Below are 22,992 nucleotides of genomic sequence, written 5' to 3' on the forward strand. Positions count from 1 at the left end.
TTCGGGTTGGCGTTTGCTTGGTCAGCGTTTACCTGATGGGGGAAACCCTGAAAAGGCCGTTATGGTTCAGTCACATTTCAACGAAGGCGAATTGGTCGGTGTGCTGACCACCCAGCCGCTTGGGCGGGTGTTGGATTACAAGGCGCCGCAGGGCGGTTGTTTTGCCGGGGCTTTCGTCGAAGTCCCGCTGGGGCCACGGAAAATTCTGGGCGTGGTCTGGGGCGCGGGGGCTGGCGATTACGACTATGCCAAGGTGCGCAGCGTGATGCGTGTGCTTGATGTGGCCCCGATGCGGTCTGAAATGCAGACTTTTTTAACGCGGGCCGCCGATTATACCCTGACGCCGCTGGATCAGATGTTGCGGCTGGCGACGCGGGCACCGGGGATGGGCGATGCGCCGGGCACGCGCAAGGTTTACCGGCTGGGTTCAAGTGAGCCCACGCGGATGACAGAGGCGCGGCAGGCGGTGCTAGATGTGCTGCGCGAATATGGCGGGCTGGCGTTTACGCTGAAAGAGCTGGCCGAAATGGCCGGGGTGGGGACCACGGTTGTTAAAGGCATGGTCAAGCTAGGGGCGGTGAGCGAGGAAGACGCGCCGCGCGATACGCCCTATCCGAAGCTGGATCCGAATTACGGCGGCAAGGAACTGACGGCAGATCAGGCGGCGGGGGCCGCGGTGCTGGCCGAGGCTGTCGCGAGCGGGACCTATGGCACGACCTTGCTGAAAGGTGTGACCGGGTCTGGCAAGACCGAAGTTTATCTGGAGGCCGTCGCCGCGTGTCTGCGGGCCGGACGGCAGGCCTTGGTTCTGTTGCCGGAAATCGCGCTGACGGGCGAATTTTTGGACAGGATCGAGGCGCGCTTTGGCCAACGGCCTGCGGAATGGCATTCCGGTGTGACGCAGACGGAACGGCGGCGCTGTTGGCGGATGGTCGGGCTGGGGGACGCGGATGTTGTGGTCGGGGCGCGGTCTGCGCTGTTTTTGCCTTACCGCGATCTGGGGCTGATTGTCGTCGATGAAGAGCACGATACATCCTATAAACAAGAGGATGGCGTGCTGTATAATGCCCGCGACATGGCTGTGCTGCGGGCGGCGGGGAACGGGGCGCAGGTGGTGCTGGCGTCCGCGACGCCAAGCCTTGAAAGCTGGGCCAACGTCGAGGCGGGTAAGTATCGGCGGTTAGAGCTGAAAAGCCGCTTTGGTCCTGCGGTGATGCCGAAGATGTCCGCAATTGATATGCGGTCAGAGGATTTGCCGAGCGGGCATTGGGTGTCGCCGTCCTTGCGCGCTGCCATGCAGTTACGGATTGAGCGGGGCGAGCAGAGCCTCGTGTTTTTGAACCGCCGTGGGTATGCGCCGGTGACGCTGTGCCGGGCCTGCGGGCATCAGATTGCTTGCGACGATTGCGATGCGCGGATGGTGGAACATCGCTTCCTCAAGCGGCTGATGTGCCACCAATGCGGCGCGACCAAGCCGATGCCGACGGTCTGCCCGCATTGCGCGGTCGAAGACAAGCTAAGCGCGGTTGGCCCCGGCGTAGAGCGGATGGGCGAAGAGGTGCAGGCGCTGTTCCCTGATGCCCGGGTCGTGGTGCTGTCGAGCGACCTTTATGGCTCTGCCCGCGCGATGAAGGCGCATATCGCAGATATCGCGGCGGGCGGGGCGGATATTGTGATTGGCACACAGTTGGTGGCGAAAGGGCATAACTTTCCCAAGCTGACGCTGGTCGGGGTGATTGACGCGGATTTGGGCCTGCAGGGATCCGATCTGCGCGCGGCAGAGCGGACGTTCCAACTGATGCGGCAGGTCGCGGGGCGTGCTGGGCGGGCAGAGGCACCAGGAGAGGCCTTGCTTCAGACCTATCAGCCGGAACATGCGGTGATCCGCGCAATTGTGGCTGGCGACGAAGAGGCGTTCTGGTCCGCCGAGGCGGCGGAGCGCAAGGCTGCCGGCGTGCCGCCCTATGGCCGGATGGCGGGGATCGTGCTGAGCGGGGGCGATGTACAGCAGGTTTTTGATCTGGGCACTGCGATGGCACGGCAGGACGCGGCGTTGCGGCGGATCGGGGCGCAGGTCTTTGGTCCGGCGCCAGCGCCGATTGCGCGGATCAGAGGGCGGCACCGGGTGCGGTTGCTGGTGAAGGCGGACAAGGCTGCGCCATTGCAGCAGGCGCTGGCAGAATGGGCGGCGCAGTTCAAGTTGCGTGGTGATTTGCGGATGGCGATCGATATTGATCCGCAGAGCTTTTACTAGGCAAAAATACATTTCAAAAACTAAATGTTTCGCATGCGATACATATTATGTAATATTTTACAGTTATTTAACGGCTGCGCGCGCCGGGTGGGGCTATGGTGATGCGGCGCTGTTCGGGCTGCGGCCCGAAGACGCCCCGCCCACCATCCCGTATTGCTTAGGCGGGTCGCGGGGCCTAAGCATTCGGCCATGAATACTGTAAAATTGTCCGACGCCCGCAACCTGCCGTTCTGGCGCAGGCCATTTACATTGCTTTTCGTGATGGCGATGGCGATGCCTGTCGCCTTTGCGACGTGGTCGGCGCTGCTGAATAACTTCGTCATTGATGTCGCGGGCTTTGACGGCGGCGATATCGGGCTGCTGCATACGGTGCGGGAAATTCCGGGTTTTCTGGCCATCGGGGTGATCGGGCTGATCATGTTTATCCGCGAGCAGGTGCTGGGCCTGATTGCCCTGCTGTTGCTGGGTGTGTCGACGGCGGTCACGGCCTATTTCCCGGATATGGCAGGAATTTTGACGGTCACCATGCTATCATCCATCGGGTTCCACTACTTTGAGACGGTGAACCAAAGCTTGCAATTGCAATGGATTGACCGGGCGCGGGCACCGCAGATGCTGGGCTGGCTCATGGCTGCCGGGTCGGGCGCAACGCTGGTCGCCTATGTGCTGATCGTGATGACCTGGGAACGGTTCGATCTGTCCTATGTCTTTGTCTATCTGGCATCCGGCGGGTTTTGCGCGCTTGCAGCGCTGTGGTGTCTGGTTGCCTATCCCCAATTCGAGGCACCGCATCCGCAGTTAAAGACCTTTGTGCTGCGCCGTCGCTATTGGCTGTATTATGCGCTGCAATTCATGTCGGGCGCGCGGCGGCAGATATTTGTCGTTTTCGCCGGCTTCATGATGGTCGAACGGTTCGGCTTTCGCGTGGACGAGGTGACGGCGCTGTTCCTGATCAATCTGGTTGTGAACATTCTGCTGGCCCCGCTGATGGGCCGCATTGTGGGGCAATTTGGCGAGCGGCGTGCGCTTTTGTTCGAATACCTGGGGCTTGTGGCGGTGTTTCTGGCCTATGGTGGTGTCTATTTCTTTGGCTGGGGCGTGGCGATTGCGGCGATGCTTTACGTCGTTGATCATATCTTTTTCGCACTGGCCTTTGCGCTGAAGACCTATTTTCAGAAAATCGCCGATCCGGCGGATATTGCTCCGACGGCTGCCGTCGCCTTTACGATCAACCATATCGCGGCGGTATTCTTGCCGGTCCTGCTGGGGCTGCTGTGGCTGGTATCACCGGCGCTGGTATTCGGGCTGGCCGCTGGCATGGCGGCGGTGTCGTTCGGGCTGGCGCTGCTGATCCCGCGCCACCCCGTGCCGGGTCACGAGACGGTGTTTGCCCGCCCGCCCGCGCCGGTGCCGGCGCAGTAGTAATGCCGCACCGGTCACCTATATTAACCTGATACCCCGCTTAGGAGATTTTACATGCTGTTCATGTCCCGCGATAAATCCGAAATGGTCAGCCCCGAAAACGCCTTGCCCGGCCGTGATCAGGCGCTGCCGACGGAAAAGATGCATTTTGTGCTTGAGACGCCGATCAAGGATGTCCCCGAAGGTCATGCCGTTGCCCTGTTCGGGATGGGCTGTTTTTGGGGCGTAGAGCGGATGTTCTGGAAGCTGGACGGCGTGACCACCACCGCTGTCGGCTATGCCGGCGGCTATACGCCGAACCCGACCTATGAAGAGGTCTGCACCGGCAAGACCGGCCACAACGAGGTGGTGCGCGTCGTCTATGATCCCGCCGTTATCAGCTATGACGCGCTGTTGCAGGTGTTCTGGGAAGGGCATGACCCGACCCAGGGGATGCGGCAGGGCAATGACGCGGGCACGCAGTACCGGTCCGGCATTTATGTGATGGACGCAGATCAGCGTGCTGCGGCAGAGCAAAGCAAAACCGCCTTTCAGCCCCGTCTGACGCAGGCCGGCTATGGCGCGATCACGACCGAAATCGTCGATGCGCCGGCGTTTTACTATGCCGAAGGCTATCACCAGCAGTATCTGGCAAAGAACCCGAATGGTTATTGCGGGATCGGTGGCACCGGAGTGACCTGTCCGATCGGCGTCGGTGCCTGATCGGGCCGCGATATCGGTGCAGAATAACAAGGCCCCGGCACCGCGCCGGGGCCTTTGCGTTTGACGGCTCGGCTGCTTGGTTCTAACTGGGCCGGCACAAAGGGGATCGCCATGACCACGTTTACCGCATTGACCACGACCATGGGACGCAGCATCGCAGAGGGGCTTGCGCTTGCGCTGGAGGCATTGGAGCCGGAACCCACAGGGATCGGCGTGTTCGAGGTCGAGGACGGGTCCGGCCTGTTCGAGGTTGCGGCATATTTCACCGTAGAGCCGGACCGCGCGGGCCTTGCAGTGCTGGCGATGGTGCACGGCGTGCAGGATTTCAACGTCTCTGACGTGCCGGACGAAGACTGGGTCGCCAAGGTGCGCCGTGATTTGCCGCCCGTCGATGCGGGCCGGTTCTTTGTCTACGGCAGTCACGACGCGGATAAAGTGCCAGAGGGCAAAATTCCGTTGCTGATCGAAGCGGCCATGGCCTTTGGCACCGGACACCACGGTACGACGCTGGGCTGTCTGCGGGCCTTTGATCGCATGGTAGAGTCAGGCTTTGTTCCCCAGAACGCTGTTGATATCGGCTGCGGCACGGCTGTCCTGGCGATGGCGGCGGCGCATATCAGCCCGAACGTCGTGCTGGCCTCTGACATCGACCCCACAGCGGTAGAGGTCGCAGCGGCCAATGTGGCGGCGAATAATTTGACCGGACAGGTCGATTGTCTGATTGCGGCAGGATTCGATGCGCCTGAACTGGCACAGGCGGCACCTTTTGATCTGGTGTTTGCCAATATCCTGAAAGGACCGCTGATCGCGATTGCAGAGGATATGGCAAAGGCGACTCAACCGGGCGGGACTGCAATTTTGTCCGGAATCCTGAACGAGCAGGCCGATGCGGTTGCGCAGGTCTATGCACAAGCTGGATTTAATGAGTCCCGCCGTGACTGTATTGTTGACTGGACGACGCTAACTTTAACGAAATCTGTCTAAAATGAGTGTGATGCCGTCGTTCTGCCTTGGCTTAGCCATTTTTTAACGTTATTTTCAACTTCAGGAAGTGGGGGCTTCTGGAGTTTTTCATGTCTGCGCATCGCGACTCTTTTTATAAACGAATTCGCCGTATTACGCGGCAGCACAGCAAGTTGAGCGGTGGGTATAGCCTGCGGCTGAACAAGCAGAACCTTATTGTTGCACAACCGCATTTCAATGCGCTGGCTTTTCCGTGGAAGGCGCTGTTTGTATCGGCGCTGATCGCCTTGGTGCTTAAGGCCTATATCATGGCGGCCATGGATGCACCGACCTACGCAGGCAAGCTGGATACGCTGTCGCAAGGGCATATGTTGGAACAGGCGGGTGCATGGGTGATGCAACCTGATCCGGCAACTAATGCCGTGGCGCGGGTCATGCGGATGATGCACGGTTAATCATACAGATCTGACCGTCTGCACCGATCCCCGGTCATGGGCGGGGGCAACATAATACTGGATAGCAAAACGCCGCGCCAAAGGGTCACTTAGGCGCGGCGTTTTTGTTGTTGCTTGCGCCATTTAGCGGCGGAACGCGCCTGCTGCGACGTCGTTGATATCGCCGTAGCACAGACCGATATCGTCGAGCTCGCGTGCGGTCAGCTGGGACAAGGACTTGCGCGTCACACGCGCGTCATTCCAAGCCGCCAGACGAGAGATGGTAGCCGTGAAAAGGCCGGATGCGAAACCGCCGGTCAGTGCCGGATTGGTGCGGGTTGCGTTGATCGATGCCATGGGAGTGGCTCCTGAGAATGTGCTGCATTAACAGCGTTTGACTTGATGGCTGGCACGTAGCTACGGATCGGCGATGCCACTACCCCCGATTTTTGCAGAGCTTCCATGTGTTTTTATCATGCCTGCAAATTGTGCGATTGGCATGTTTTTTCATCGCAGGGTTTGAAGACTCAATTTGCGTAAATCGCAACAGAATAAGGCTATTCGTATGACGGTGACGATGGGCGCTTGGTTTATGTTCGCGCTTTGTGCTAGCCAAGGCGCAATCAAAAGAAACGGACGAGGGTGCGATGCGGGTGTTGGGAATTGATCCGGGGCTGCGAAATATGGGGTGGGGGGTTGTCGATGTTCAGGGCAGTCGAATCACGCATGTGGCCAACGGCGTCTGTCACGGACTGGGTGACAATCTGGCCGAGCGGCTGTTGTCGCTTTACCAAGGCCTTAGCGCGGTGATGATCGCCCATGCGCCGGACCGGGCGGCGGTCGAACAGACCTTTGTCAACAAAGACGCGGTTGGTACGCTGAAGCTGGGCCAGGCGCGGGGCATCGCGTTGCTGGTTGTCGCGCAGGCGGGGATCGAGGTGGGTGAATACGCGCCCAATGCCGTCAAGAAGGCTGTCGTCGGTGTCGGCCATGCTGCAAAAGCGCAGATTGACCATATGGTGCGGTTGCAACTGCCGGGCGTGACGCTGGCGGGGCCTGATGCGGCAGACGCACTGGCAATCGCGATCTGTCATTCGCATCATTTGCAATCGGCGGGGCATCTGAACAAGGCGCTGGCCAAGGCCACCGCGCGGGCGGCATCATGATCGGGCGCATCGCCGGGCGGCTGGATTATCGTGCTGCCGATCATGTGCTGATCGACGTGCGCGGCGTGGGTTATCTGGTCTTTGTCAGTGATCGTACCATGGCTAGTCTGCCCGGAAACGGCGAGGCGGTCGCGCTTTATACCGATCTTTTGGTGCGCGAGGATAACCTGCAACTGTTTGGCTTCACATCATTGGTGGAAAAGGAATGGCACCGCTTGTTGATGGGCGTGCAGGGCATTGGGGCCAAGGCATCGCTGGCCATTCTGGGCGCGCTTGGGCCAGAAGGTGTGTCCAAAGCGATTGCGCTGGGCGATTGGAACGCGCTGGCAAAGGCCAAGGGCGTGGGGCCAAAGATCGCGCAGCGTGCGGCGATCGAATTAAAGAACAAAGCCCCCGCCGTGATGGCGATGGGCGGCGACGGGCTGGATCGCGACGATATCGTGATCGAAGATGACGCGCCCGCTGCGCCTGCAAAGGCCCGCAAGGCGCCGGTCAAGGCAAACCCGGCACAGGGCGAGGCATTGTCGGCGCTGGTGAACCTTGGCTATGCGCCTGGCGACGCGGCGGCAGCAGTGGCCGAGGCGATGACGCCGGGGGCTGCGACGGGGGAGGTGATCCGCGCTGCCTTGAAGCTGTTGGCACCGAAGGGGTAAGGCAGGGGTATGACTGAACCCGATCCCCTGATGCGGCCAGAGCCGCTGCCCGAGGATGCGGACCGCGCGATGCGGCCGCAGACGCTGGAGGCGTTTATCGGTCAGGCCGAAGCGCGCGCCAATCTGCGTGTGTTCATCGAAAGCGCCAAGATGCGCAAGGATGCGATGGATCACGTGCTGTTTCACGGCCCGCCCGGTCTGGGCAAGACGACGCTGGCGCAGATCATGGCGCGGGAACTGGGGGTTGGATTTCGCATGACCTCTGGCCCGGTGCTGGCGCGGGCGGGGGATCTGGCGGCAATTCTAACGAATCTGGAACCGAACGATGTGCTGTTCATCGACGAGATCCACCGCCTCAATCCGGCGGTGGAAGAGGTGCTTTACCCCGCGCTAGAAGATTTCGCACTGGATCTGGTGATCGGAGAGGGGCCAGCCGCGCGCACGGTGCGGATCGAATTGCAGCCTTTTACGCTGGTCGGGGCGACGACACGCATGGGGCTGCTAACTACCCCGCTGCGCGACCGTTTCGGGATTCCGGTGCGGCTGGAATTCTATACCGAGGATGAGTTGAACGAAATCGTCACGCGCGGTGCCCGCCTGATGGGTGCACCTGCGACGCCGGAGGGTGCGCGTGAAGTGGCGCGCCGCGCCCGCGGTACGCCGCGAATTGCCGGACGGTTATTGCGGCGGGTCGTGGATTTCGCCCTTGTCGAAGGTGACGGCACCGTCGATCACGCCATCGCTGACCGGGCGTTGACGCGCATGGGCGTGGATGACCTGGGCCTTGATAATGCGGACCGGCGGTATTTGCGTCTGATCGCAGAAAGCTATGCCGGCGGACCTGTCGGGATCGAGACGTTGAGTGCGGCGCTAAGCGAGAGTCGAGATTCGCTGGAAGATGTGATCGAGCCCTATTTGCTGCAAAAAGGTCTGATCCAGCGTACACCACGCGGGCGGATGCTTGCGCGCGATGCCTGGCGGCACCTTGGACTGGCGGCGCCCAAGCGGGACAGCGATCTGTTTGACTAGGTTGGTGCCTTTGACGGGCTCATATTGCACAGGAAACGAGGATGAGGCGGTGACGATCAAAGCAGAAGAGGTGGCGGCGAAATTCACCCGCAGCGATGGCAGCTATCTGTGCGCGCGCTGGGGGCGGCCGATCGCGCCCGTTATCTTTGGCGTCGATGAGGCGACGCTGGGCGTGTTTAAAAGCGCCGTTGAGGCGGTTGTCGTGATGGCTGGTCACAAGATGGCGGAGACGGACGGCGAGCTTGGCGCGAACCTGATGGTGTTCTTCTGCAGCGACTGGACCGAATTGGCAGAGGTGCCACATCTGGACCGGATGGTGCCTGATCTTGTGCCCCTGGTCGCGCGGCTGCAGGCCGCAGACGCGAACCAGTACCGGATATTCCGCTTTGATCCGGCCGGTACGATCAAGGCTTGTTTTGTGTTTCTGCGCATGGATGCGCAACTGGAAGCTGTCAGTGCGGATACACTCGCGCTGGGGCAAGCGGTGCAGACGATTGTACTATGGTCTGACCGGGCGTTCACAGACGTCTCTCCATTAGCGTTGGTGGATGGTCTGGCGGTCATTCGGCCAGAGGTCGCGGCGATTGTGCGCGCGGTCTATGATCCCGTGATGCCAGCGGTGGCACAGGATGCGAGCCATGCGCTGCGGGTCGCGGCACGGGCGGGACGGATTCAATGAGCCATGAGACGCCGGTCAGGGTGTATTACGAAGATACCGACATGGGCGGGATCGTTTATTACGCCAACTATCTGAAATATATCGAACGCGGGCGGTCAGAGCTGGTGGAGTTGCTGGGCATGAACCAGCTGGACATGCGCGACAAAGAAGGCATCGTCTTTGTTGTCACGCGGGTGGTGGCGGATTACCTGGCCCCGGCAAAACTGGATGACCGGTTGGTCGTGCACACAAGCCACCGGGCCCAAAGCGCGGTGCGCTGGGTGTTCGACCAAGAGGTGCGACGCGGCAATGATGTGCTGTTTCGGGCAGAAGTCACAGCCGTTTGCATGACGCTGGAGGGTAAGCCGACACGGCTGCCAAAGGCGCTGCGCGGGGCGGTGCACTAGCGGCATCGGCGGTCTGGCGCAAACGTGTGCACAATGACATTGGCGTTTTCCAGCGATTCAGATAGAATCACCTGTAATCAGACCGCGCAAGCGGCCAAATGTCAGAGCAGGCACCATGGAAACAGTTCCCGATATCACGATGTGGTCGATGTTCGCCCACGCGACCATCCTTGTGAAATTCGTCATGTTCGCGCTGGTAGGCGCCAGTATCTGGTGCTGGTCCATCATCGTGGACAAGACGATACAGTATCGCAAGGCCCGTGCTGCAGCCGATCTTTTTGATCGCGCATTCTGGAGCGGCGAACCGCTTGATCAGCTGTACGACCAGATTGCGGGCCAGCCCCGTGGTGCGGCAGAGGTGGTCTTTAGCGCGGGCATGACCGAATGGCGCCGCAGTCACAAGCAGGATGGCGGTTTAATAGCAGGTGCGCAGGCGCGCATCGACCGCAGCATGGATGTGGCCATCGCAAAAGAGGCGGCGACCCTGCAAAAGGGCCTGTCGGTGCTGGCGACCACCGGATCGGTCGCGCCCTATGTCGGCTTGTTCGGTACGGTTTTCGGTATCATGAACGCCTTTATCGAAATTGCGCAGGCGCAAAATACCAACCTTGCGGTTGTGGCACCGGGTATTGCAGAGGCGCTGCTGGCCACGGGTCTGGGCCTTATGGCGGCTATTCCGGCGGTTATTTTCTATAACAAGCTTAGCGCGGATGCGGACCGGATTATCGCAGGCTACGAAGCCTTTGCCGATGAATTCAGCACAATCCTGTCGCGCCAGTTGGACGCCTGAACCATGGCAGAGGCTGGCAACCGGCGGGGGCGGCGGCGCGGGCGGGCGCAGCCAATGGCCGAAATCAATATCACGCCCTTTGTGGACGTCATGCTGGTGCTTTTGATCATCTTTATGGTCGCGGCCCCCCTAATGACGGTTGGTGTGCCTGTGGAATTGCCCAAGACTGCCGCAAATGCGTTACCAAGTGATGAAGAAGAACCGCTCACCGTCACGATCAAGGGTGACGGTACGCTTGCGATCCAGAATACCGATACGGCCGAGGCTGAACTGGTCACCAAGTTGCAGGCGATTGCGGCAGAGCGGACCAGCGACCGCATCTTCTTGCGCGCTGATGGCGGCAACGCCTGGAACCGGGTGGCAGAGGTGATGGGCGCGCTGAATGCAGCAGGCTTTTCCAACATCGGACTTGTTACCGATATCGGCGGGACGGCGCTGAACGCGCCTGCCGCGGAGGCGGGCAACTAAATCATGGAACGCACGACCGGCACATATGTCTCGGCCGCCGGACATCTGGCGCTGCTGGTCTGGCTGATCGGCGGCTGGGGGTTTGATTCCGAACCCCTGCCGTTCGAAGTCAGCGAAGTGTCTGTCGTCAGCTCTGAAGAGTTTGCTGCCATCGTCGCGGCGACGACGCCTGATCCGACTGAAGCGCCCCCCGAAGCGCCTGAAACCCCCAGTGCCGAGGCGGCGCCGGACGTGCCGGTGCAGGAAGAGGCCGCTGCGACGCCCCCGCCGCCTGATACGGTGCAGCCGCCAACCCCGGATCTGCCGCCGCCCCCCGCGCCGGAACCACCAGAGCCGGTGCCTGTGATCAGCGATTCGCCAGCAACACCCGGCCCGCCGGCAGAAGAGGTTGTGGCTGCGCCCAATTTGACGGCAAGCCCGCGCCCTATTCCGCGCCCTGCGCAGCGGATCACACCAGATCCAGTCGCGCCGCCGCCGCCCGATGCGGCCCCGGCAGATGTGGCGCAGGATACCGCCAGCCCCGATGCGGCCCCCGATGCCCCTGTCGTGGAACAAGCGCAGGAGCAGACCGCGCCCGAAGAGGCGGCCACCGAAATCGTGACCGAGGCCGAAACGCCGCAAGGTCTGCTGACAGAAACGCCGCGCCCGCGCACGCGCCCGAACCGCCCGACACCGGCCCCCGCGCCTGAGGTGGAGCCCGAAACGCAGACGGCAGAGGCACCAACCCCGCAGGTGGATGAATCCGCCGTACAGGCCGCATTGGAGGCCGCAGCTGCCGCCGCTGCACCTCCGTCCCAGGCTGCGAATGTGCCGCAAGGCCCGCCCATGACCGGATCAGAGCGGGAAGGCTTCCGTGTGGCCGTCAATCGGTGCTGGAATGTCGATCCCGGCAGCCAGGCCGCGCGGGTGCAGATGACGGTTGGCTTCAACCTAGATCAGAACGGTAAGGTGACGGGCGATGTGCGGCAGGTCGCGGCCAGTGGCGGCGATGATGCAGCCACGAAGATCGCCTATGATGCAGCCCGCCGCGCCATTCTGCGCTGTCAGGGCACCGACGGCTATGATCTGCCGGCGGACAAATACAGCGAGTGGCAAGAGGTCGAAATTACCTTTGACCCGTCGGGTATGCGTCTGCGCTAACGGCGAAATACCGCCTGTCGGGCGTAGCAAGTCACATCCACACTTGATAGTGTGGCAACAACAGGCAAACGGGCGCAAAGCCCTGCGAGTGAGGACGAGAGTGATGAAGAACCGGTTTATGATTGCCGCTTTGGCCGCCGCTTTGGCGTTTGGCTCTGCCGCCCCCATGCTGGCGCAGGGCGGTCCGCTGCGGTTGACGATTACCGATGGTGTGATCGAACCGCTACCGTTTGCTGTGCCGACCTTTCAGGCGGAAACCGCCGGGGCAGAGCAGGTCGCAAGCGATATCAGCCGACTTGTTGCGCAGGATCTGGCCGGCACCGGCCTGTTCCGCGAAATCCCGCAAGAAGCGTTTATCAGCCAGATGGGTGCTTTTGGCGCGCCTGTCGCCTATCCTGACTGGCGGGCTGTGAATGCGCAGGCGCTTATCGGCGGCGCAGTCAGCGTCAGTGGCGATCAGCTGGTTGTTAAGTTCCGGTTGTATGACGTCTTTACCGGCGCAGAACTGGGCGAAGGTCTGCAATTTGCAGGCACCGTCGGCGGATGGCGCAGGATGGCGCACAAGGTGGCAGATGCCGCCTATAGCCGGATCACGGGCGAGGGCGGCTATTTCGACAGCCGCGTCGTTTACGTGGCCGAGCAGGGGCCAAAGGATAACCGCCAGAAGCGGCTGGCAATCATGGACTATGACGGCGCAAACACGCAGTTCCTGACCGACAGCAGCACGATCGTGCTGGCACCGCGCTTTTCGCCAACCGGCGACCGGGTTCTGTATACATCCTATGAATCCGGTTTCCCGCGCATCAATTTGCTGGACGTGGGATCTGTGTCCAAGCGGCAGGTGCAAACGGCAGAAGGCGAGATGGCGTTCAGCCCGCGCTTTTCCAAGGACGGCAGCCGGGTGGTATATTCCATCGCCAACGGCGGCAATACGGACCTTTACATCTCTGACCTCAACAGCGGTGCATCGACGCGGCTGACGAATGCGCCAAGCATTGAGACGGCACCCAGCTTTAGCCCTGACGGCAGCCGCATCGTTTTCGAAAGCGACCGGTCCGGCGGCAGCCAGATCTATATCATGTCCGCAAGCGGAGGCGAGCCGCAGCGCGTGTCCTTTGGCGCGGGTCGTTACGGCACCCCCGTCTGGTCGCCGCGCGGTGATTTGATTGCGTTCACCAACCAAGAGGGCGGACAATTCCACATTGGCGTCATGCGCACGGACGGGTCGGAAGAGCGTATTCTGACGACCTCTTTCCTTGACGAAGGACCGACCTGGTCGCCAAATGGCCGCGTGCTGATGTTTACCCGCGAAACGCAAGGTGCGGGCGGTACATCCGCGCTATACACGGTCGATATTTCCGGCCGCAACCTGAAGCCGGTTCCGGTGCAGGGCGGGGCATCCGATGCGGCCTGGGGGCCGCTTCAGCCATAAGGCCAAAGATTTCCCTGTTACGGAAACCGTGATAGATTAATACGAACAGCAGTTCATAGGGACGAATTGACAATGAAGATGACGACAAAGGCGATGCTGGTTCTGCTGGCCCTGTCCACCGCAGCCTGTACACGGCCTGACCGTTTTGGCGGTGCCGATGACCTGAACGCTGCCGCAGGCAATGGCGCGCCTCTGGGCAATGCCCTGCCGCAGGGCGGTGCCTCTGACCCGCGCAGCGCGGAATACTTTCAACAGACGGTCGGCGACCGGGTTCTGTTTGTCGTGGACAGCAGCAGCCTGACGCCGCAGGGGCAGGCCACGCTTGACAGTCAGGCGACTTGGCTGACGACCAACAGTGATTACCTTGCCATCATCGAAGGCCACGCCGACGAGCAGGGCACACGCGAATATAACCTCGCGCTGGGTGCACGCCGGGCGAACGCTGTGCGCGAATACCTGATCTCTCGCGGGATCCCGTCGTCGCGTCTGCGCACGATCAGCTACGGCAAAGAGCGTCCGATCGAAGTGTGTTCGAACGAGGCTTGCTATGCCAAGAACCGCCGTGCTGTGACCGTTATCTCGGTCGGGTCGCTGAGCTGATGCGGGGCGCGGCACGCTTCGGGGCGCTGCTGGGGCTGGCGGTCATGACCGCAACGGGTGCCACTGCGCAGGATGCAACGCTGGCAGATATCCGGCAGCAGCTAGGCACGCTTTATAGCGACGTGCAAAGCCTGCGGTCGGAACTGTCGACCAGTGGCGGTTTGTCGGCTGGCGTGGTGGGCAACACTCCGCTGGACCGGCTGAACGCGATTGAAAGCGAACTGACCCGCCTGACGGGCAAGACCGAAGAGCTGGAGTTCCGCATCAACCGGATCACCACCGACGGTACAAACCGGATCGGCGATCTGGAATTCCGCCTGTGCGAAGTCGAGCCCGGTTGCGATATCGGCAGCCTTGGCGACACGCCGTCGCTGGGCGGCGTCGATAGCGCATCCAGCGTGCCCGCCCCGGCGGCGGCGCTGCCGGAACAACCCCAACTCGCCCTTGGCGAACAGCAGGACTACCAGCGGGCGCAGGAGGCGCTCGCATCCGGTGACTTTCGCAGCGCCGCGGATCTCCTTGCGACCTTTAGCGCGACCTACCCGGGGTCAGCCCTGACAGAGGAAACGGCCCTGATGCGGGGTCGTGCCCTGGACGGTTTGGGCGATACCGCCAACGCGGCCCGCGCCTATCTGGAAGCGTTTTCCGGCAATCCCGAAGGTCCGTTTGCAGCCGAGGCGTTGTTCCGTCTGGGAAATGCATTGGGCGGCGTTGGGCAGACGCAGGACGCTTGCGTCACCTTGAACGAGGTCGGAGTACGTTTTCCGGCATCCCCGTTCGTGACAGAAGCTGCGAATGCGCGCGTCGCGCTGGCATGTCCGTAAACACGGGCGATCCTTTGCAAACCGGCCTGCCGCAGCGGTTCGCGGACCGTATGGGGCAGTTGCTAGGGCCTGATTTTCCACAACGTTTGTGCCTCGCCGTGTCTGGCGGCGGGGACAGTATGGCGATGCTGCATCTGGCCGCTGGCTGGGCGCGTGTCTATGGCATCGCGTTGCGGGTCGCGACCGTCGACCATGGTTTGCGCGACGCAAGTGTCGATGAAGCTGCAATGGTCGCGGCAGAGGCGCAGGGCCTTGGTTTGCCGCACGACACCCTGCGCTGGCAGGGGTGGGACGGCCGCGGCAACCTGCAGAATGAAGCGCGGCACGCCCGGCGGATGTTGTTGCACGACGCAGCGGACGGCGCGCCGGTCCTGATGGCCCACACCCAGAACGATCAGGCCGAAACAGTCTTGATGCGCTTGGCGCGTGGATCGGGGGTCGATGGCCTGGCCGGCATGTCTGACGATGTTACCGCCAATGGCATGCGTATTCTGCGGCCACTGCTGACCGAAACGCGGGCGGCGCTTCGGCATTATGTGACGACTTTAAAAATTCCTTTTGTTGATGATCCTAGCAACGATGACGCCGATTTTGCCCGGGTGCGTATGCGGGCCATAATCGGGCAGGAGGGGCTTAATACAGCGACGCTTGCGGCAACGGCCACGCATATGGCGCGGGCTCGTCAGGCGCTGGACGTTCTGGCGCAGGCTGCCTTGGGCAATTTGTCGCGGACCGATCCGACTGCCCCCGGTGCCGTTGTTTGGGACCGGGACGAATTTGGCCGACTTGCCGCGGATACGCAGTTGCGAGTGGCCGCAGCCGCCGTGATGGCCGTGACGGCTGCGACCTATCGTCCACGCCTTGAACCGCTGTCAGAGGCGGTTCATCGCGCATTGTCAGGCGGCGCGGCGGTGCTTGCGGGGGCGATCATTGTCCCGCACCGGGACCAGCTATACGTCGCAAGAGAGCCGAAGGCCGTTGCTGGCTTGTGTGACATCGCTGGACCATCGTGTCATTGGGATACGGGATGGCGGCTGGAGGGGCCGGATATCAATGGCTTAACCGTGCGCGCCCTGGGTGAGTCGGGTTTGGCCCTGATTGCGGACAAGCCGAAGCCCCGGGCGCCGCGGCATGTTCTGGCCGGGCTGCCTGCGGTGTGGGACGATACACGGCTTGTGGCGTTTGCGCCGCTGAATTTCGGGGTGCGCCATCGTCTTATTCCGCCCGGCAACGGCGAAGAATTGACCCTTGCGCGGCTTGCGCATTGAAGATTGCGGCGGAATGTCTATTTTGGGTAACAACACACGGTATGTTAATAAACTTCCGTCATTTTCCGATGCCAAAGGAGCCTCTCATTGGGCAACGCACGTAATATAGTCTTTTGGGTCGTCTTGTTCCTGTTGGTTCTGACGCTGTTCAATTTGTTCAGCGGCGGCACCGGTAGCGGGATGAGCAATGCGAAAAGCTATTCGGAATTCGTTTCCGCTGTTGAATCTGACTCCGTGTCCAGCGTGACACTTGATGGCGAACAGGTCCGCTATCGCGGGACTGATGGTCGCGACTATGTCACGATCAAACCGCAGGACGCAGAAGTCACCAACCTGCTGATCGCGCAGGATATTCCTGTGACGGCGCAAAGTCAGGAACAGTCGGGACTGCAAAGCTTCCTGATCGGATTGTTGCCGTTTGTGCTGCTGATCGGTGTCTGGGTTTATTTCATGAACCGCATGCAGGGCGGTGGTAAAGGCGGCGCGATGGGCTTTGGTAAATCCAAGGCCAAGTTGCTGACGGAAAAGCATGGCCGCGTCACCTTTGACGAAGTGGCCGGCATCGATGAAGCCAAGGACGAGCTGGAGGAAATCGTCGAATTTCTGCGCAATCCGCAAAAGTTCTCTCGGCTTGGCGGCAAGATTCCTAAAGGCGCTTTGCTGGTCGGTCCTCCGGGTACCGGTAAAACACTGCTTGCCCGTGCGATTGCAGGCGAAGCTGGCGTGCCGTTCTTTACCATCTCGGGCTCTGATTTTGTGGAAATGTTTGTGGGCGTCGGGGCAAGCCGCGTTCGGGACATGTTCGAACAAGCGAAAAAGAATGCGCCTTGCATCGTCTTTATCGACGAAATCGACGCCGTTGGCAGATCGCGCGGCGCTGGCTATGGCGGTGGCAATGACGAACGCGAGCAAACGTTGAACCAATTGCTTGTCGAAATGGACGGCTTTGAGGCAAACGAAGGCATCATCATCATCGCGGCAACCAACCGTCCCGATGTGCTTGATCCCGCGCTGTTGCGCCCGGGCCGATTTGACCGTCAGGTACAGGTGCCTAATCCGGATATCAAAGGGCGCGAAAAAATTCTGTCGGTTCATGCCCGTAAGGTGCCCCTGGGTCCCGACGTCGATCTGCGCATTATTGCACGTGGCACCCCGGGGTTTTCCGGCGCCGATCTGGCCAATCTCGTGAATGAATCCGCTTTGATGGCTGCACGTGTGGGACGCCGCTTCGTGACTATGGTCGATTTCGAATCGGCCAAGGATAAAGTCATGATGGGGGCCGAACGCCGCAGCATGGTCATGACCGAAGATGAAAAAAAGCTGACCGCCTATCACGAAGCAGGCCATGCAGTCGTTGGCCTAAACGTCCCGCAGCATGACCCAATCCACAAAGCGACGATCATTCCTCGCGGCCGTGCTTTGGGGTTGGTGTTGTCCTTGCCGGAACGCGATCAATTAAGTGTCAGCTATACGAAGTATACGTCTAAGATCGCTATGGCGATGGGCGGGCGTGTTGCCGAGGAGCTGGTATTCGGAAAGGATCAAGTCACCTCTGGGGCATCGTCGGATATTCAGCAGGTTTCCAAAATTGCGCGCGCTATGGTGACGCAATTCGGATATGCGGAAGAGCTTGGGTTTGTAGACTACGCAAACGAACAAAGCTCTTATCTGGGTAATTACGGCGGCGGAACGAACCACTCTGCCGATACGCAGAAAATCATTGATGACAAGGTCAAGGCCATCGTTCAGGAAGGCTATGAGACTGCAAAGCGTATCCTGACTGAAAAGCGCGATGATCTGGAAAGACTGGCGCAGGGTCTGCTGGAGTATGAAACGCTTACAGGAAGCGAGATTACTCGTGTCATTGCGGGGGAGCCATTGAAGCGGGGCGACGATCTGGATGATACGCCACCTTCTGGTGGAAATGCGATCCCCACGGTGCCCAAGACGCGCAAGTCGCCGCAAGCTGATAGCGGGTTGGAGCCTGAACCGTCGGCCTGATGGCGGACGAAGTCAAACTGGACCCCGCGCTGGAAAGCGCGGGGTTTTCTATGTGAAAGTACAAGATGCCAGCACTTGTCAAAACGGAACATACAGGTCGCGTCACTTGGCTGGGCCGCGTCCCGCACCGCGATGCTTCTGAAATTGTGGGCGAACATGTTCAGTCCATGACCTTGGGATTTGCCGGAATGTCCGGTGAGTTCCACGCGGGGCTAACCCGTCCGTCTTGTAGCCGTGTGACGACGCAGCATCCAAAGGGAACGGAAATCCGCAATGTGCGCCAGTTGAGCATCGTCAGCGCCGCAGAACTTGCGATCATTGCGAAGAAGTTGGAACTGGACGTCATCGACCCGGCTTGGTTGGGTGCAAGCATTGTCATCGACGGTATTAATGATCTTACCCATGTACCGCCGTCGGCGCGATTACAGGGTCCGGATGGCGTTACGCTGACTGTGGATATGCTGAACCAGCCTTGCCATCTTGTATCAAAAACGATCGAAGCATCGCGGCCAGGGCATGGTAAGGCGTTTAAGGCGGCGGCTAATGGCCTACGCGGCGTTACAGCTTGGGTGGAACGGCCGGGAACGCTGACGATTGGTGATACTTTGGTTCTGCACGTTCCTGATCAACGGGCTTGGCGCGGATAAAACTCTTGCGAACTATCGCTTTTTTGGGATGCCTATATTTCTTTAGCATTTAGGGCATTGTACAGCATCCGCGCGCGCCGCATTGGTGCCAGAATAGCGGACATGGAACGCGGTGGCAGGTCAAATTGTCCAGGGCAGCGCGATTTTACACGATGGAAAGGCAGCACTGATGACAGCCACGATTATCGACGGAAAGGCCTTTGCTGGCCGCGTTCGGGAAAAAGTTGCGGCGCATGTCGCGCGGCTGAAAGAAGAACACGGGATCACCCCGGGACTTGCTGTTGTGCTGGTCGGCGATGATCCGGCATCAGAGGTCTATGTGCGCTCAAAAGGCAAAATGACCAAGGCGGTCGGCATGTTGTCGCTGGAACATCGTCTGCCGGCAGATGCGGCACAGGACGAGGTGATGCGACTTGTCGCCGAGTTGAATGCAAACCCCGAAGTGCACGGCATTCTTGTGCAACTACCGCTACCGCGCCACATGGACGAGGCAGAGGTTCTAGCCGTGATTGATCCGGCCAAAGACGTGGACGGGTTTCATATTTCAAACGTGGGTCTGTTAGGCACGGGACAGCGGGCAATGGTGCCATGTACGCCGCTTGGCTGTCTGATGATGCTGCGCGACCACCATGGTGACCTGACGGGCATGGATGCCGTTGTAATCGGGCGCAGCAATATTGTGGGAAAACCGATGGCTCAACTGCTTTTGGGTGAGAGTTGTACAGTTACGATCGCCCATTCGCGGACACGTAATCTGGCGGATGTCGTGCGCCGGGCCGATATTGTTGTCGCAGCCGTAGGGCGGCCCGAAATGGTGCCAGGCGATTGGATCAAGCCAGGCGCAACTGTAATAGACGTAGGTATTAACCGTACCGAAGCTGGTTTAGTCGGAGATGTCGATTTCGCCAGCGCGGTCAAAGTCGCTGGCGCGATTACCCCCGTTCCTGGTGGCGTAGGCCCCATGACAATTGCCTGCCTGTTGGCGAATACAGTTACAGCCTGTTGCCGCGCAAACGATTTGGCCGAGCCGGATGGGCTGACGGTTTGACTGGCACGCATATTGCGCGATGACCGGTTAAAATTGCGAAAACCGCGCCTTGAAAAAGGCAGGTTAGCGCGGGGTCGGTCGCGCGCAAACCGCCCGTATATGCGCCGTAGGCGGGCAGGATCAGCCGATTGGCATCCGTCATAAAGCAGGGGCGGGCACTGCCTGTACCGGGGATCGTGTGTTTGGGGTGATAATGACCTGATACCTCTGGCGCTGTTTCGCCTGCAATATGGCGGAAGGTCAGGCCGCCGCTACGATAACACGACAGATGGGTGCCACCCAATGCCAAGGGGCCGGGGTCGTGGTTCCCTTCGAGCCAAAGCCAGTGACGTCCGGCCTGAAGGCTGGCAAGCGTCAGGTAGTCCGCTTCGCACAGGCTTTCTGCGGCCATCAGGTCATCGAAGCTGTCCCCAAGGCAGATTACGGTTTGCGGGTCGGTTAGGGCAATATCCTGGGACAGTTTGGAGAGTGTTTCCTGTGTTTCATACGGAGGCAGCATAATACCCGAGCGGCGGGCGATCCGATCCGATTTGCCTAAGTGCAAGTCAGAAACGCAAAGCAGCCGCCGATCGGGCCACCATAATGCACCAGATGGCAAGGCTGTCAGGCTTTGTTCACCAAATTTAAAGCTATGAGAGTTCATAGTTTGTTCTGTAGCAAATTCATAAAGAGGTGCAAGTATTACAAAGCGGATAGACCGGCTTCTTCCATTAATTGGGCAGCCATTTCTTCCATCAGGCGTTCACGACCTGCGCCGACGACTGGCACGCGGCCGGGTTCAAGCAGCATGGGTGCGGCAAGGGGGCTGACGCGCGGCAGAATGACATGATCGACCCGGCCGGACGTGCGGATCAGCATTTCTTCGATCCGGCCAAAATCGACAAGTCCGCGCAAGGCCTCTTCTTTGGTGACCTGCATAATCAGGTGGTCGGGGTCGTATTTGGCCAAGGTATCGTAAAGAATATCGGACGAAAATGTAGCTTGGCGGCCGGACTTGCGAGCTTGCGGCAGGTTGCGTTGAATAAGTCCTGCAATCGTCGCCGAGGCGCGAAAGGTTCGTTTCATGACGGCGTTGCCTGCAAGCCAGTCGGCAAAGCCATCGTGCAGCGCGTCCGGATCGAAAAGTTGTGCGGCATCGTCAACAGGTGTCAGACCCCAGACGAGGGTCGCATAATCGGTCGCAACAAAGCCAAGTGGATTAAGGTCGAGTTCCTCCATCCTTTTGGTAAGAAGTAAGCCCAGGGTTTGTTGCGCATTGCGTCCTGCAAAGCCGTAGAAACACGTATTGGCGCGGCCATCATGGTAGAATGATTCGACAAGGATGCGATCGGCTTGCGGAAGCTTTGACCATTCGCGTTGCAAGTGAAGCCATTCCGCAGTGTGTGTCGGAAGTTCCGGCCAGCTGTCCTGTTGAAACATACGCAAGATACGCTGTGATAATTGCGTGGAGGTCGCAAATTTCGTGCCCATGAAGGTGGCAATTTTCGGGGTCTTGTCCGCGCGCCGCGTGACTTCCACCGCCATATCTTTCAGGGATTCGTAGCGCACGATCTGACCGCCGATCAAAAAGGTATCGCCTGGGGTAAGGGTCGCCGCAAAGGATTCTTCAATCTCTCCTAAGGGCTTGAAGCCACCGCGCAGGCGGACCTTTAGGGTATCGGTGTCCTGGATCGTGCCGATATTCATGCGAAGATCGCGCGTTGCACGTGGATCGCGCAAGTGCCATAGGCCATCGCGCAGGTGAAGCCGTTTCCAGCGATCATAGGCGCGCAGGGCATATCCACCGGTGGCGCAAAAGTCGAGGCAGGCGTCGAAATTGGCGCGGGTTAGGGTGCTGTAAGCTCCGACGGTACGAATCTGGTCAAACAATTCATCGGCACAAAACGGGCCAGCGCAGGCGCGGATCAGGATGTGCTGGCAGAGGACATCACGCGGGCCGGGACCGGGGGGATCGCCGTCAAGTTCATGGTCGCGTGCAGCCTGCAGGGCGGCCACACATTCGACCACTTCAAAACGGTTTGCGGGCACCAGCAATGCCTTTGACGGCGCGTTGTAGCGGTGGTTGGCACGGCCGATCCGCTGGATCAGCCGCTTGACGTTTTTGGGGGCACCGACCTGAATGACCAGGTCAACGTCGCCCCAATCAATGCCAAGGTCGAGGCTGCCGGTGCAAACGATCGCACGAAGAGATCCGGCAACCATTGCAGATTCGACTTTCTGTCGCTGGTCGCGGTCCAGACTGCCGTGATGAATCCCAATCGGCAGGTCGGTATCATTCGCAAGCCACAGGTTGTGAAAGAAAATCTCTGCCTGCGCCCGGGTGTTGTGAAAAATCAGGGTCGTTTTGTGCTGTTTCACTTGTTCCAGGACGGCCGGAATAGCGTATTTGGCACCGCCGCCTGCCCAAGGCGGGCGTTCATCAGTGACCAGCATGGAAATGTCCGGATCGGGACCGGGGTCCGCATAAAGGATGTCGCAGGGGTCAGGATGACAGGCCAGCCCGCTGGCAATACGGGCCGGATTTTCGACGGTTGCGGACAGACCGACGCGGCGCAGGCCGGGTGCCATGGCCTGCACACGCGACAGGGCCAGCATCAATTGGTCGCCGCGTTTTGATTCTGCCAGCGCGTGGATTTCATCAACGATGACACGCTGCACGCCCGCAAACATACGGGGCGCATCCTCGTAAGAGGTTAAGAGTGCAAGGCTTTCGGGCGTTGTCAGCAGAATATGCGGGGGATCGGCACGCTGCCGCTTTTTCTGGGTGGCGCTGGTATCGCCGGTCCGATCCTCGATCCTGATCGGCAAGTTCATATCCGTGACGGGTGTCGTCAGGTTGCGTTTGATATCCGCCGCCAACGCCTTGAGCGGCGAGACGTAAAGCGTATGGAGCCCCTGATGCCGGCCATCTGCCAACTCGGCCAAGGTCGGCAAAAAACCGGCCAGCGTTTTGCCGCCGCCCGTCGGGGCAATCAGCAAAAGCGCGGGCTCATCGGACCGGTCCAGCATGGCCTGCTGGTGGGGATGGATCGACCAGCCGCGCGCTGTGAACCAGTCGTGAATGACAGGGGGTAATTTCATCCCCC

The 22,992-nt window shown here is 60.2% G+C and carries 23 protein-coding genes; 20 read left to right on the forward strand and 3 right to left on the reverse strand.

The annotated features are described in order from the left end of the window. Positions 1 to 61 precede the first annotated feature (61 nt). The 5 genes from SJY10_RS04310 (at position 62) to SJY10_RS04330 (ending at position 5,796) form a co-directional block, all read left to right on the forward strand. Positions 62 to 2,254 carry a primosomal protein N' gene (locus SJY10_RS04310; RefSeq protein ID WP_386679828.1) on the forward strand — a complete coding sequence of 731 codons (2,193 nt, stop codon included), beginning with the start codon at positions 62 to 64 and terminating at the stop codon, positions 2,252 to 2,254. A gap of 189 nt (positions 2,255 to 2,443) precedes the next feature. Further along, positions 2,444 to 3,676: an MFS transporter gene (locus SJY10_RS04315; RefSeq protein ID WP_386679830.1), complete on the forward strand. Its 1,233-nt coding sequence runs from the start codon at positions 2,444 to 2,446 to the stop codon at positions 3,674 to 3,676. Positions 3,677 to 3,730: 54 nt separating this feature from the next. Then, positions 3,731 to 4,378 (forward strand): peptide-methionine (S)-S-oxide reductase MsrA, encoded by a 648-nt coding sequence (gene msrA / locus SJY10_RS04320; RefSeq protein ID WP_386679832.1) that lies wholly within the window; start codon positions 3,731 to 3,733, stop codon positions 4,376 to 4,378. A gap of 111 nt (positions 4,379 to 4,489) precedes the next feature. Beyond that, complete coding sequence (locus SJY10_RS04325) at positions 4,490 to 5,362, forward strand: 50S ribosomal protein L11 methyltransferase (RefSeq protein ID WP_386679834.1); 873 nt, start codon at positions 4,490 to 4,492, stop codon at positions 5,360 to 5,362. Positions 5,363 to 5,514: 152 nt separating this feature from the next. Next, positions 5,515 to 5,796, forward strand: a complete 282-nt coding sequence (locus SJY10_RS04330; protein WP_386679836.1) for a hypothetical protein — start codon at positions 5,515 to 5,517, stop codon at positions 5,794 to 5,796. 123 nt (positions 5,797 to 5,919) lie between these two features. Here SJY10_RS04330 and SJY10_RS04335 read toward each other — a convergent pair whose 3' ends face one another. Next, positions 5,920 to 6,132, reverse strand: coding sequence for a DUF1127 domain-containing protein (locus SJY10_RS04335; RefSeq protein WP_386679838.1), 213 nt, complete (start codon positions 6,130 to 6,132; stop codon positions 5,920 to 5,922). 290 nt (positions 6,133 to 6,422) lie between these two features. On the opposite strand from SJY10_RS04335, the gene ruvC reads away from it, so the two are divergent. From ruvC to folD, 15 genes are all read left to right on the forward strand, one after another. Continuing rightward, the gene (gene ruvC / locus SJY10_RS04340) at positions 6,423 to 6,941 is read left to right on the forward strand and encodes a crossover junction endodeoxyribonuclease RuvC (protein ID WP_386679840.1); all 519 of its coding nucleotides are present in this window, start codon (positions 6,423 to 6,425) and stop codon (positions 6,939 to 6,941) included. Next, positions 6,938 to 7,594 carry a Holliday junction branch migration protein RuvA gene (ruvA, locus tag SJY10_RS04345; protein WP_386679842.1) on the forward strand — a complete coding sequence of 219 codons (657 nt, stop codon included), beginning with the start codon at positions 6,938 to 6,940 and terminating at the stop codon, positions 7,592 to 7,594. Before ruvC ends, ruvA begins: the two co-directional genes overlap by 4 nt. A gap of 9 nt (positions 7,595 to 7,603) precedes the next feature. After that, positions 7,604 to 8,623, forward strand: coding sequence for a Holliday junction branch migration DNA helicase RuvB (ruvB, locus tag SJY10_RS04350; protein ID WP_386679844.1), 1,020 nt, complete (start codon positions 7,604 to 7,606; stop codon positions 8,621 to 8,623). Between the two features lie 49 nt (positions 8,624 to 8,672). Next, positions 8,673 to 9,302, forward strand: a complete 630-nt coding sequence (locus SJY10_RS04355; RefSeq protein ID WP_386679846.1) for a hypothetical protein — start codon at positions 8,673 to 8,675, stop codon at positions 9,300 to 9,302. Continuing rightward, a complete protein-coding gene (ybgC, locus tag SJY10_RS04360; protein ID WP_386679848.1) occupies positions 9,299 to 9,688 on the forward strand; it encodes a tol-pal system-associated acyl-CoA thioesterase in 390 nt (129 codons plus the stop codon). Before SJY10_RS04355 ends, ybgC begins: the two co-directional genes overlap by 4 nt. 115 nt (positions 9,689 to 9,803) lie before the next feature. Further along, positions 9,804 to 10,478, forward strand: a complete 675-nt coding sequence (gene tolQ / locus SJY10_RS04365) for a protein TolQ (RefSeq protein ID WP_386679850.1) — start codon at positions 9,804 to 9,806, stop codon at positions 10,476 to 10,478. A 3-nt stretch (positions 10,479 to 10,481) separates the two neighbouring features. Beyond that, on the forward strand, positions 10,482 to 10,946 hold the full coding sequence (gene tolR, locus SJY10_RS04370) for a protein TolR (RefSeq protein WP_386679852.1): 465 nt from the start codon (positions 10,482 to 10,484) through the stop codon (positions 10,944 to 10,946). A 3-nt stretch (positions 10,947 to 10,949) separates the two neighbouring features. Continuing rightward, positions 10,950 to 12,086 carry an energy transducer TonB gene (locus tag SJY10_RS04375; protein ID WP_386679854.1) on the forward strand — a complete coding sequence of 379 codons (1,137 nt, stop codon included), beginning with the start codon at positions 10,950 to 10,952 and terminating at the stop codon, positions 12,084 to 12,086. Between the two features lie 103 nt (positions 12,087 to 12,189). After that, complete coding sequence (gene tolB, locus SJY10_RS04380) at positions 12,190 to 13,518, forward strand: Tol-Pal system beta propeller repeat protein TolB (RefSeq protein WP_386679856.1); 1,329 nt, start codon at positions 12,190 to 12,192, stop codon at positions 13,516 to 13,518. A 72-nt stretch (positions 13,519 to 13,590) separates the two neighbouring features. Continuing rightward, positions 13,591 to 14,118, forward strand: a complete 528-nt coding sequence (gene pal / locus SJY10_RS04385; RefSeq protein WP_386679858.1) for a peptidoglycan-associated lipoprotein Pal — start codon at positions 13,591 to 13,593, stop codon at positions 14,116 to 14,118. Continuing rightward, positions 14,118 to 14,942: a tetratricopeptide repeat protein gene (locus SJY10_RS04390; protein ID WP_386679860.1), complete on the forward strand. Its 825-nt coding sequence runs from the start codon at positions 14,118 to 14,120 to the stop codon at positions 14,940 to 14,942. Before pal ends, SJY10_RS04390 begins: the two co-directional genes overlap by 1 nt. After that, the gene (gene tilS, locus SJY10_RS04395) at positions 14,933 to 16,210 is read left to right on the forward strand and encodes a tRNA lysidine(34) synthetase TilS (protein WP_386679863.1); all 1,278 of its coding nucleotides are present in this window, start codon (positions 14,933 to 14,935) and stop codon (positions 16,208 to 16,210) included. Before SJY10_RS04390 ends, tilS begins: the two co-directional genes overlap by 10 nt. Before the next feature lie 87 nt (positions 16,211 to 16,297). Then, on the forward strand, positions 16,298 to 18,211 hold the full coding sequence (gene ftsH, locus SJY10_RS04400; protein WP_386679865.1) for an ATP-dependent zinc metalloprotease FtsH: 1,914 nt from the start codon (positions 16,298 to 16,300) through the stop codon (positions 18,209 to 18,211). A gap of 65 nt (positions 18,212 to 18,276) precedes the next feature. Next, positions 18,277 to 18,858, forward strand: coding sequence for an MOSC domain-containing protein (locus SJY10_RS04405; RefSeq protein WP_386679867.1), 582 nt, complete (start codon positions 18,277 to 18,279; stop codon positions 18,856 to 18,858). A 169-nt stretch (positions 18,859 to 19,027) separates the two neighbouring features. Beyond that, positions 19,028 to 19,906, forward strand: coding sequence for a bifunctional methylenetetrahydrofolate dehydrogenase/methenyltetrahydrofolate cyclohydrolase FolD (gene folD / locus SJY10_RS04410; protein ID WP_386679869.1), 879 nt, complete (start codon positions 19,028 to 19,030; stop codon positions 19,904 to 19,906). Here folD and pdeM read toward each other — a convergent pair. Together pdeM and SJY10_RS04420 are read right to left on the reverse strand one after the other, a co-directional pair. Then, positions 19,851 to 20,549 carry a ligase-associated DNA damage response endonuclease PdeM gene (gene pdeM, locus SJY10_RS04415; protein ID WP_386679871.1) on the reverse strand — a complete coding sequence of 233 codons (699 nt, stop codon included), beginning with the start codon at positions 20,547 to 20,549 and terminating at the stop codon, positions 19,851 to 19,853. The genes folD and pdeM overlap by 56 nt on opposite strands. A gap of 38 nt (positions 20,550 to 20,587) precedes the next feature. Beyond that, on the reverse strand, positions 20,588 to 22,987 hold the full coding sequence (locus SJY10_RS04420; RefSeq protein WP_386679873.1) for a ligase-associated DNA damage response DEXH box helicase: 2,400 nt from the start codon (positions 22,985 to 22,987) through the stop codon (positions 20,588 to 20,590). Positions 22,988 to 22,992 lie beyond the last annotated feature (5 nt).

It is taken from the genome of Loktanella sp. R86503 (assembly GCF_042466455.1).
Lineage (GTDB): Bacteria > Pseudomonadota > Alphaproteobacteria > Rhodobacterales > Rhodobacteraceae > Loktanella.

Bases quoted from the DNA above. Each gene is read 5' to 3' on its own strand.
- SJY10_RS04390 (WP_386679860.1), top strand. From the start codon at position 14,118: ATGCGGGGCGCGGCACGCTTCGGGGCGCTGCTGGGGCTGGCGGTCATG.
- tilS (WP_386679863.1), top strand. From the start codon at position 14,933: ATGTCCGTAAACACGGGCGATCCTTTGCAAACCGGCCTGCCGCAGCGG.
- tolB (WP_386679856.1), top strand. From the start codon at position 12,190: ATGAAGAACCGGTTTATGATTGCCGCTTTGGCCGCCGCTTTGGCGTTT.
- ruvA (WP_386679842.1), top strand. From the start codon at position 6,938: ATGATCGGGCGCATCGCCGGGCGGCTGGATTATCGTGCTGCCGATCAT.
- SJY10_RS04420 (WP_386679873.1), bottom strand. From the start codon at position 22,987: ATGAAATTACCCCCTGTCATTCACGACTGGTTCACAGCGCGCGGCTGG.
- SJY10_RS04325 (WP_386679834.1), top strand. From the start codon at position 4,490: ATGACCACGTTTACCGCATTGACCACGACCATGGGACGCAGCATCGCA.
- folD (WP_386679869.1), top strand. From the start codon at position 19,028: ATGACAGCCACGATTATCGACGGAAAGGCCTTTGCTGGCCGCGTTCGG.
- ybgC (WP_386679848.1), top strand. From the start codon at position 9,299: ATGAGCCATGAGACGCCGGTCAGGGTGTATTACGAAGATACCGACATG.
- pal (WP_386679858.1), top strand. From the start codon at position 13,591: ATGAAGATGACGACAAAGGCGATGCTGGTTCTGCTGGCCCTGTCCACC.
- SJY10_RS04315 (WP_386679830.1), top strand. From the start codon at position 2,444: ATGAATACTGTAAAATTGTCCGACGCCCGCAACCTGCCGTTCTGGCGC.
- SJY10_RS04335 (WP_386679838.1), bottom strand. From the start codon at position 6,132: ATGGCATCGATCAACGCAACCCGCACCAATCCGGCACTGACCGGCGGT.
- msrA (WP_386679832.1), top strand. From the start codon at position 3,731: ATGCTGTTCATGTCCCGCGATAAATCCGAAATGGTCAGCCCCGAAAAC.
- ruvB (WP_386679844.1), top strand. From the start codon at position 7,604: ATGACTGAACCCGATCCCCTGATGCGGCCAGAGCCGCTGCCCGAGGAT.
- tolQ (WP_386679850.1), top strand. From the start codon at position 9,804: ATGGAAACAGTTCCCGATATCACGATGTGGTCGATGTTCGCCCACGCG.
- tolR (WP_386679852.1), top strand. From the start codon at position 10,482: ATGGCAGAGGCTGGCAACCGGCGGGGGCGGCGGCGCGGGCGGGCGCAG.
- ruvC (WP_386679840.1), top strand. From the start codon at position 6,423: ATGCGGGTGTTGGGAATTGATCCGGGGCTGCGAAATATGGGGTGGGGG.
- SJY10_RS04310 (WP_386679828.1), top strand. From the start codon at position 62: ATGGTTCAGTCACATTTCAACGAAGGCGAATTGGTCGGTGTGCTGACC.
- SJY10_RS04405 (WP_386679867.1), top strand. From the start codon at position 18,277: ATGCCAGCACTTGTCAAAACGGAACATACAGGTCGCGTCACTTGGCTG.
- SJY10_RS04375 (WP_386679854.1), top strand. From the start codon at position 10,950: ATGGAACGCACGACCGGCACATATGTCTCGGCCGCCGGACATCTGGCG.
- pdeM (WP_386679871.1), bottom strand. From the start codon at position 20,549: ATGAACTCTCATAGCTTTAAATTTGGTGAACAAAGCCTGACAGCCTTG.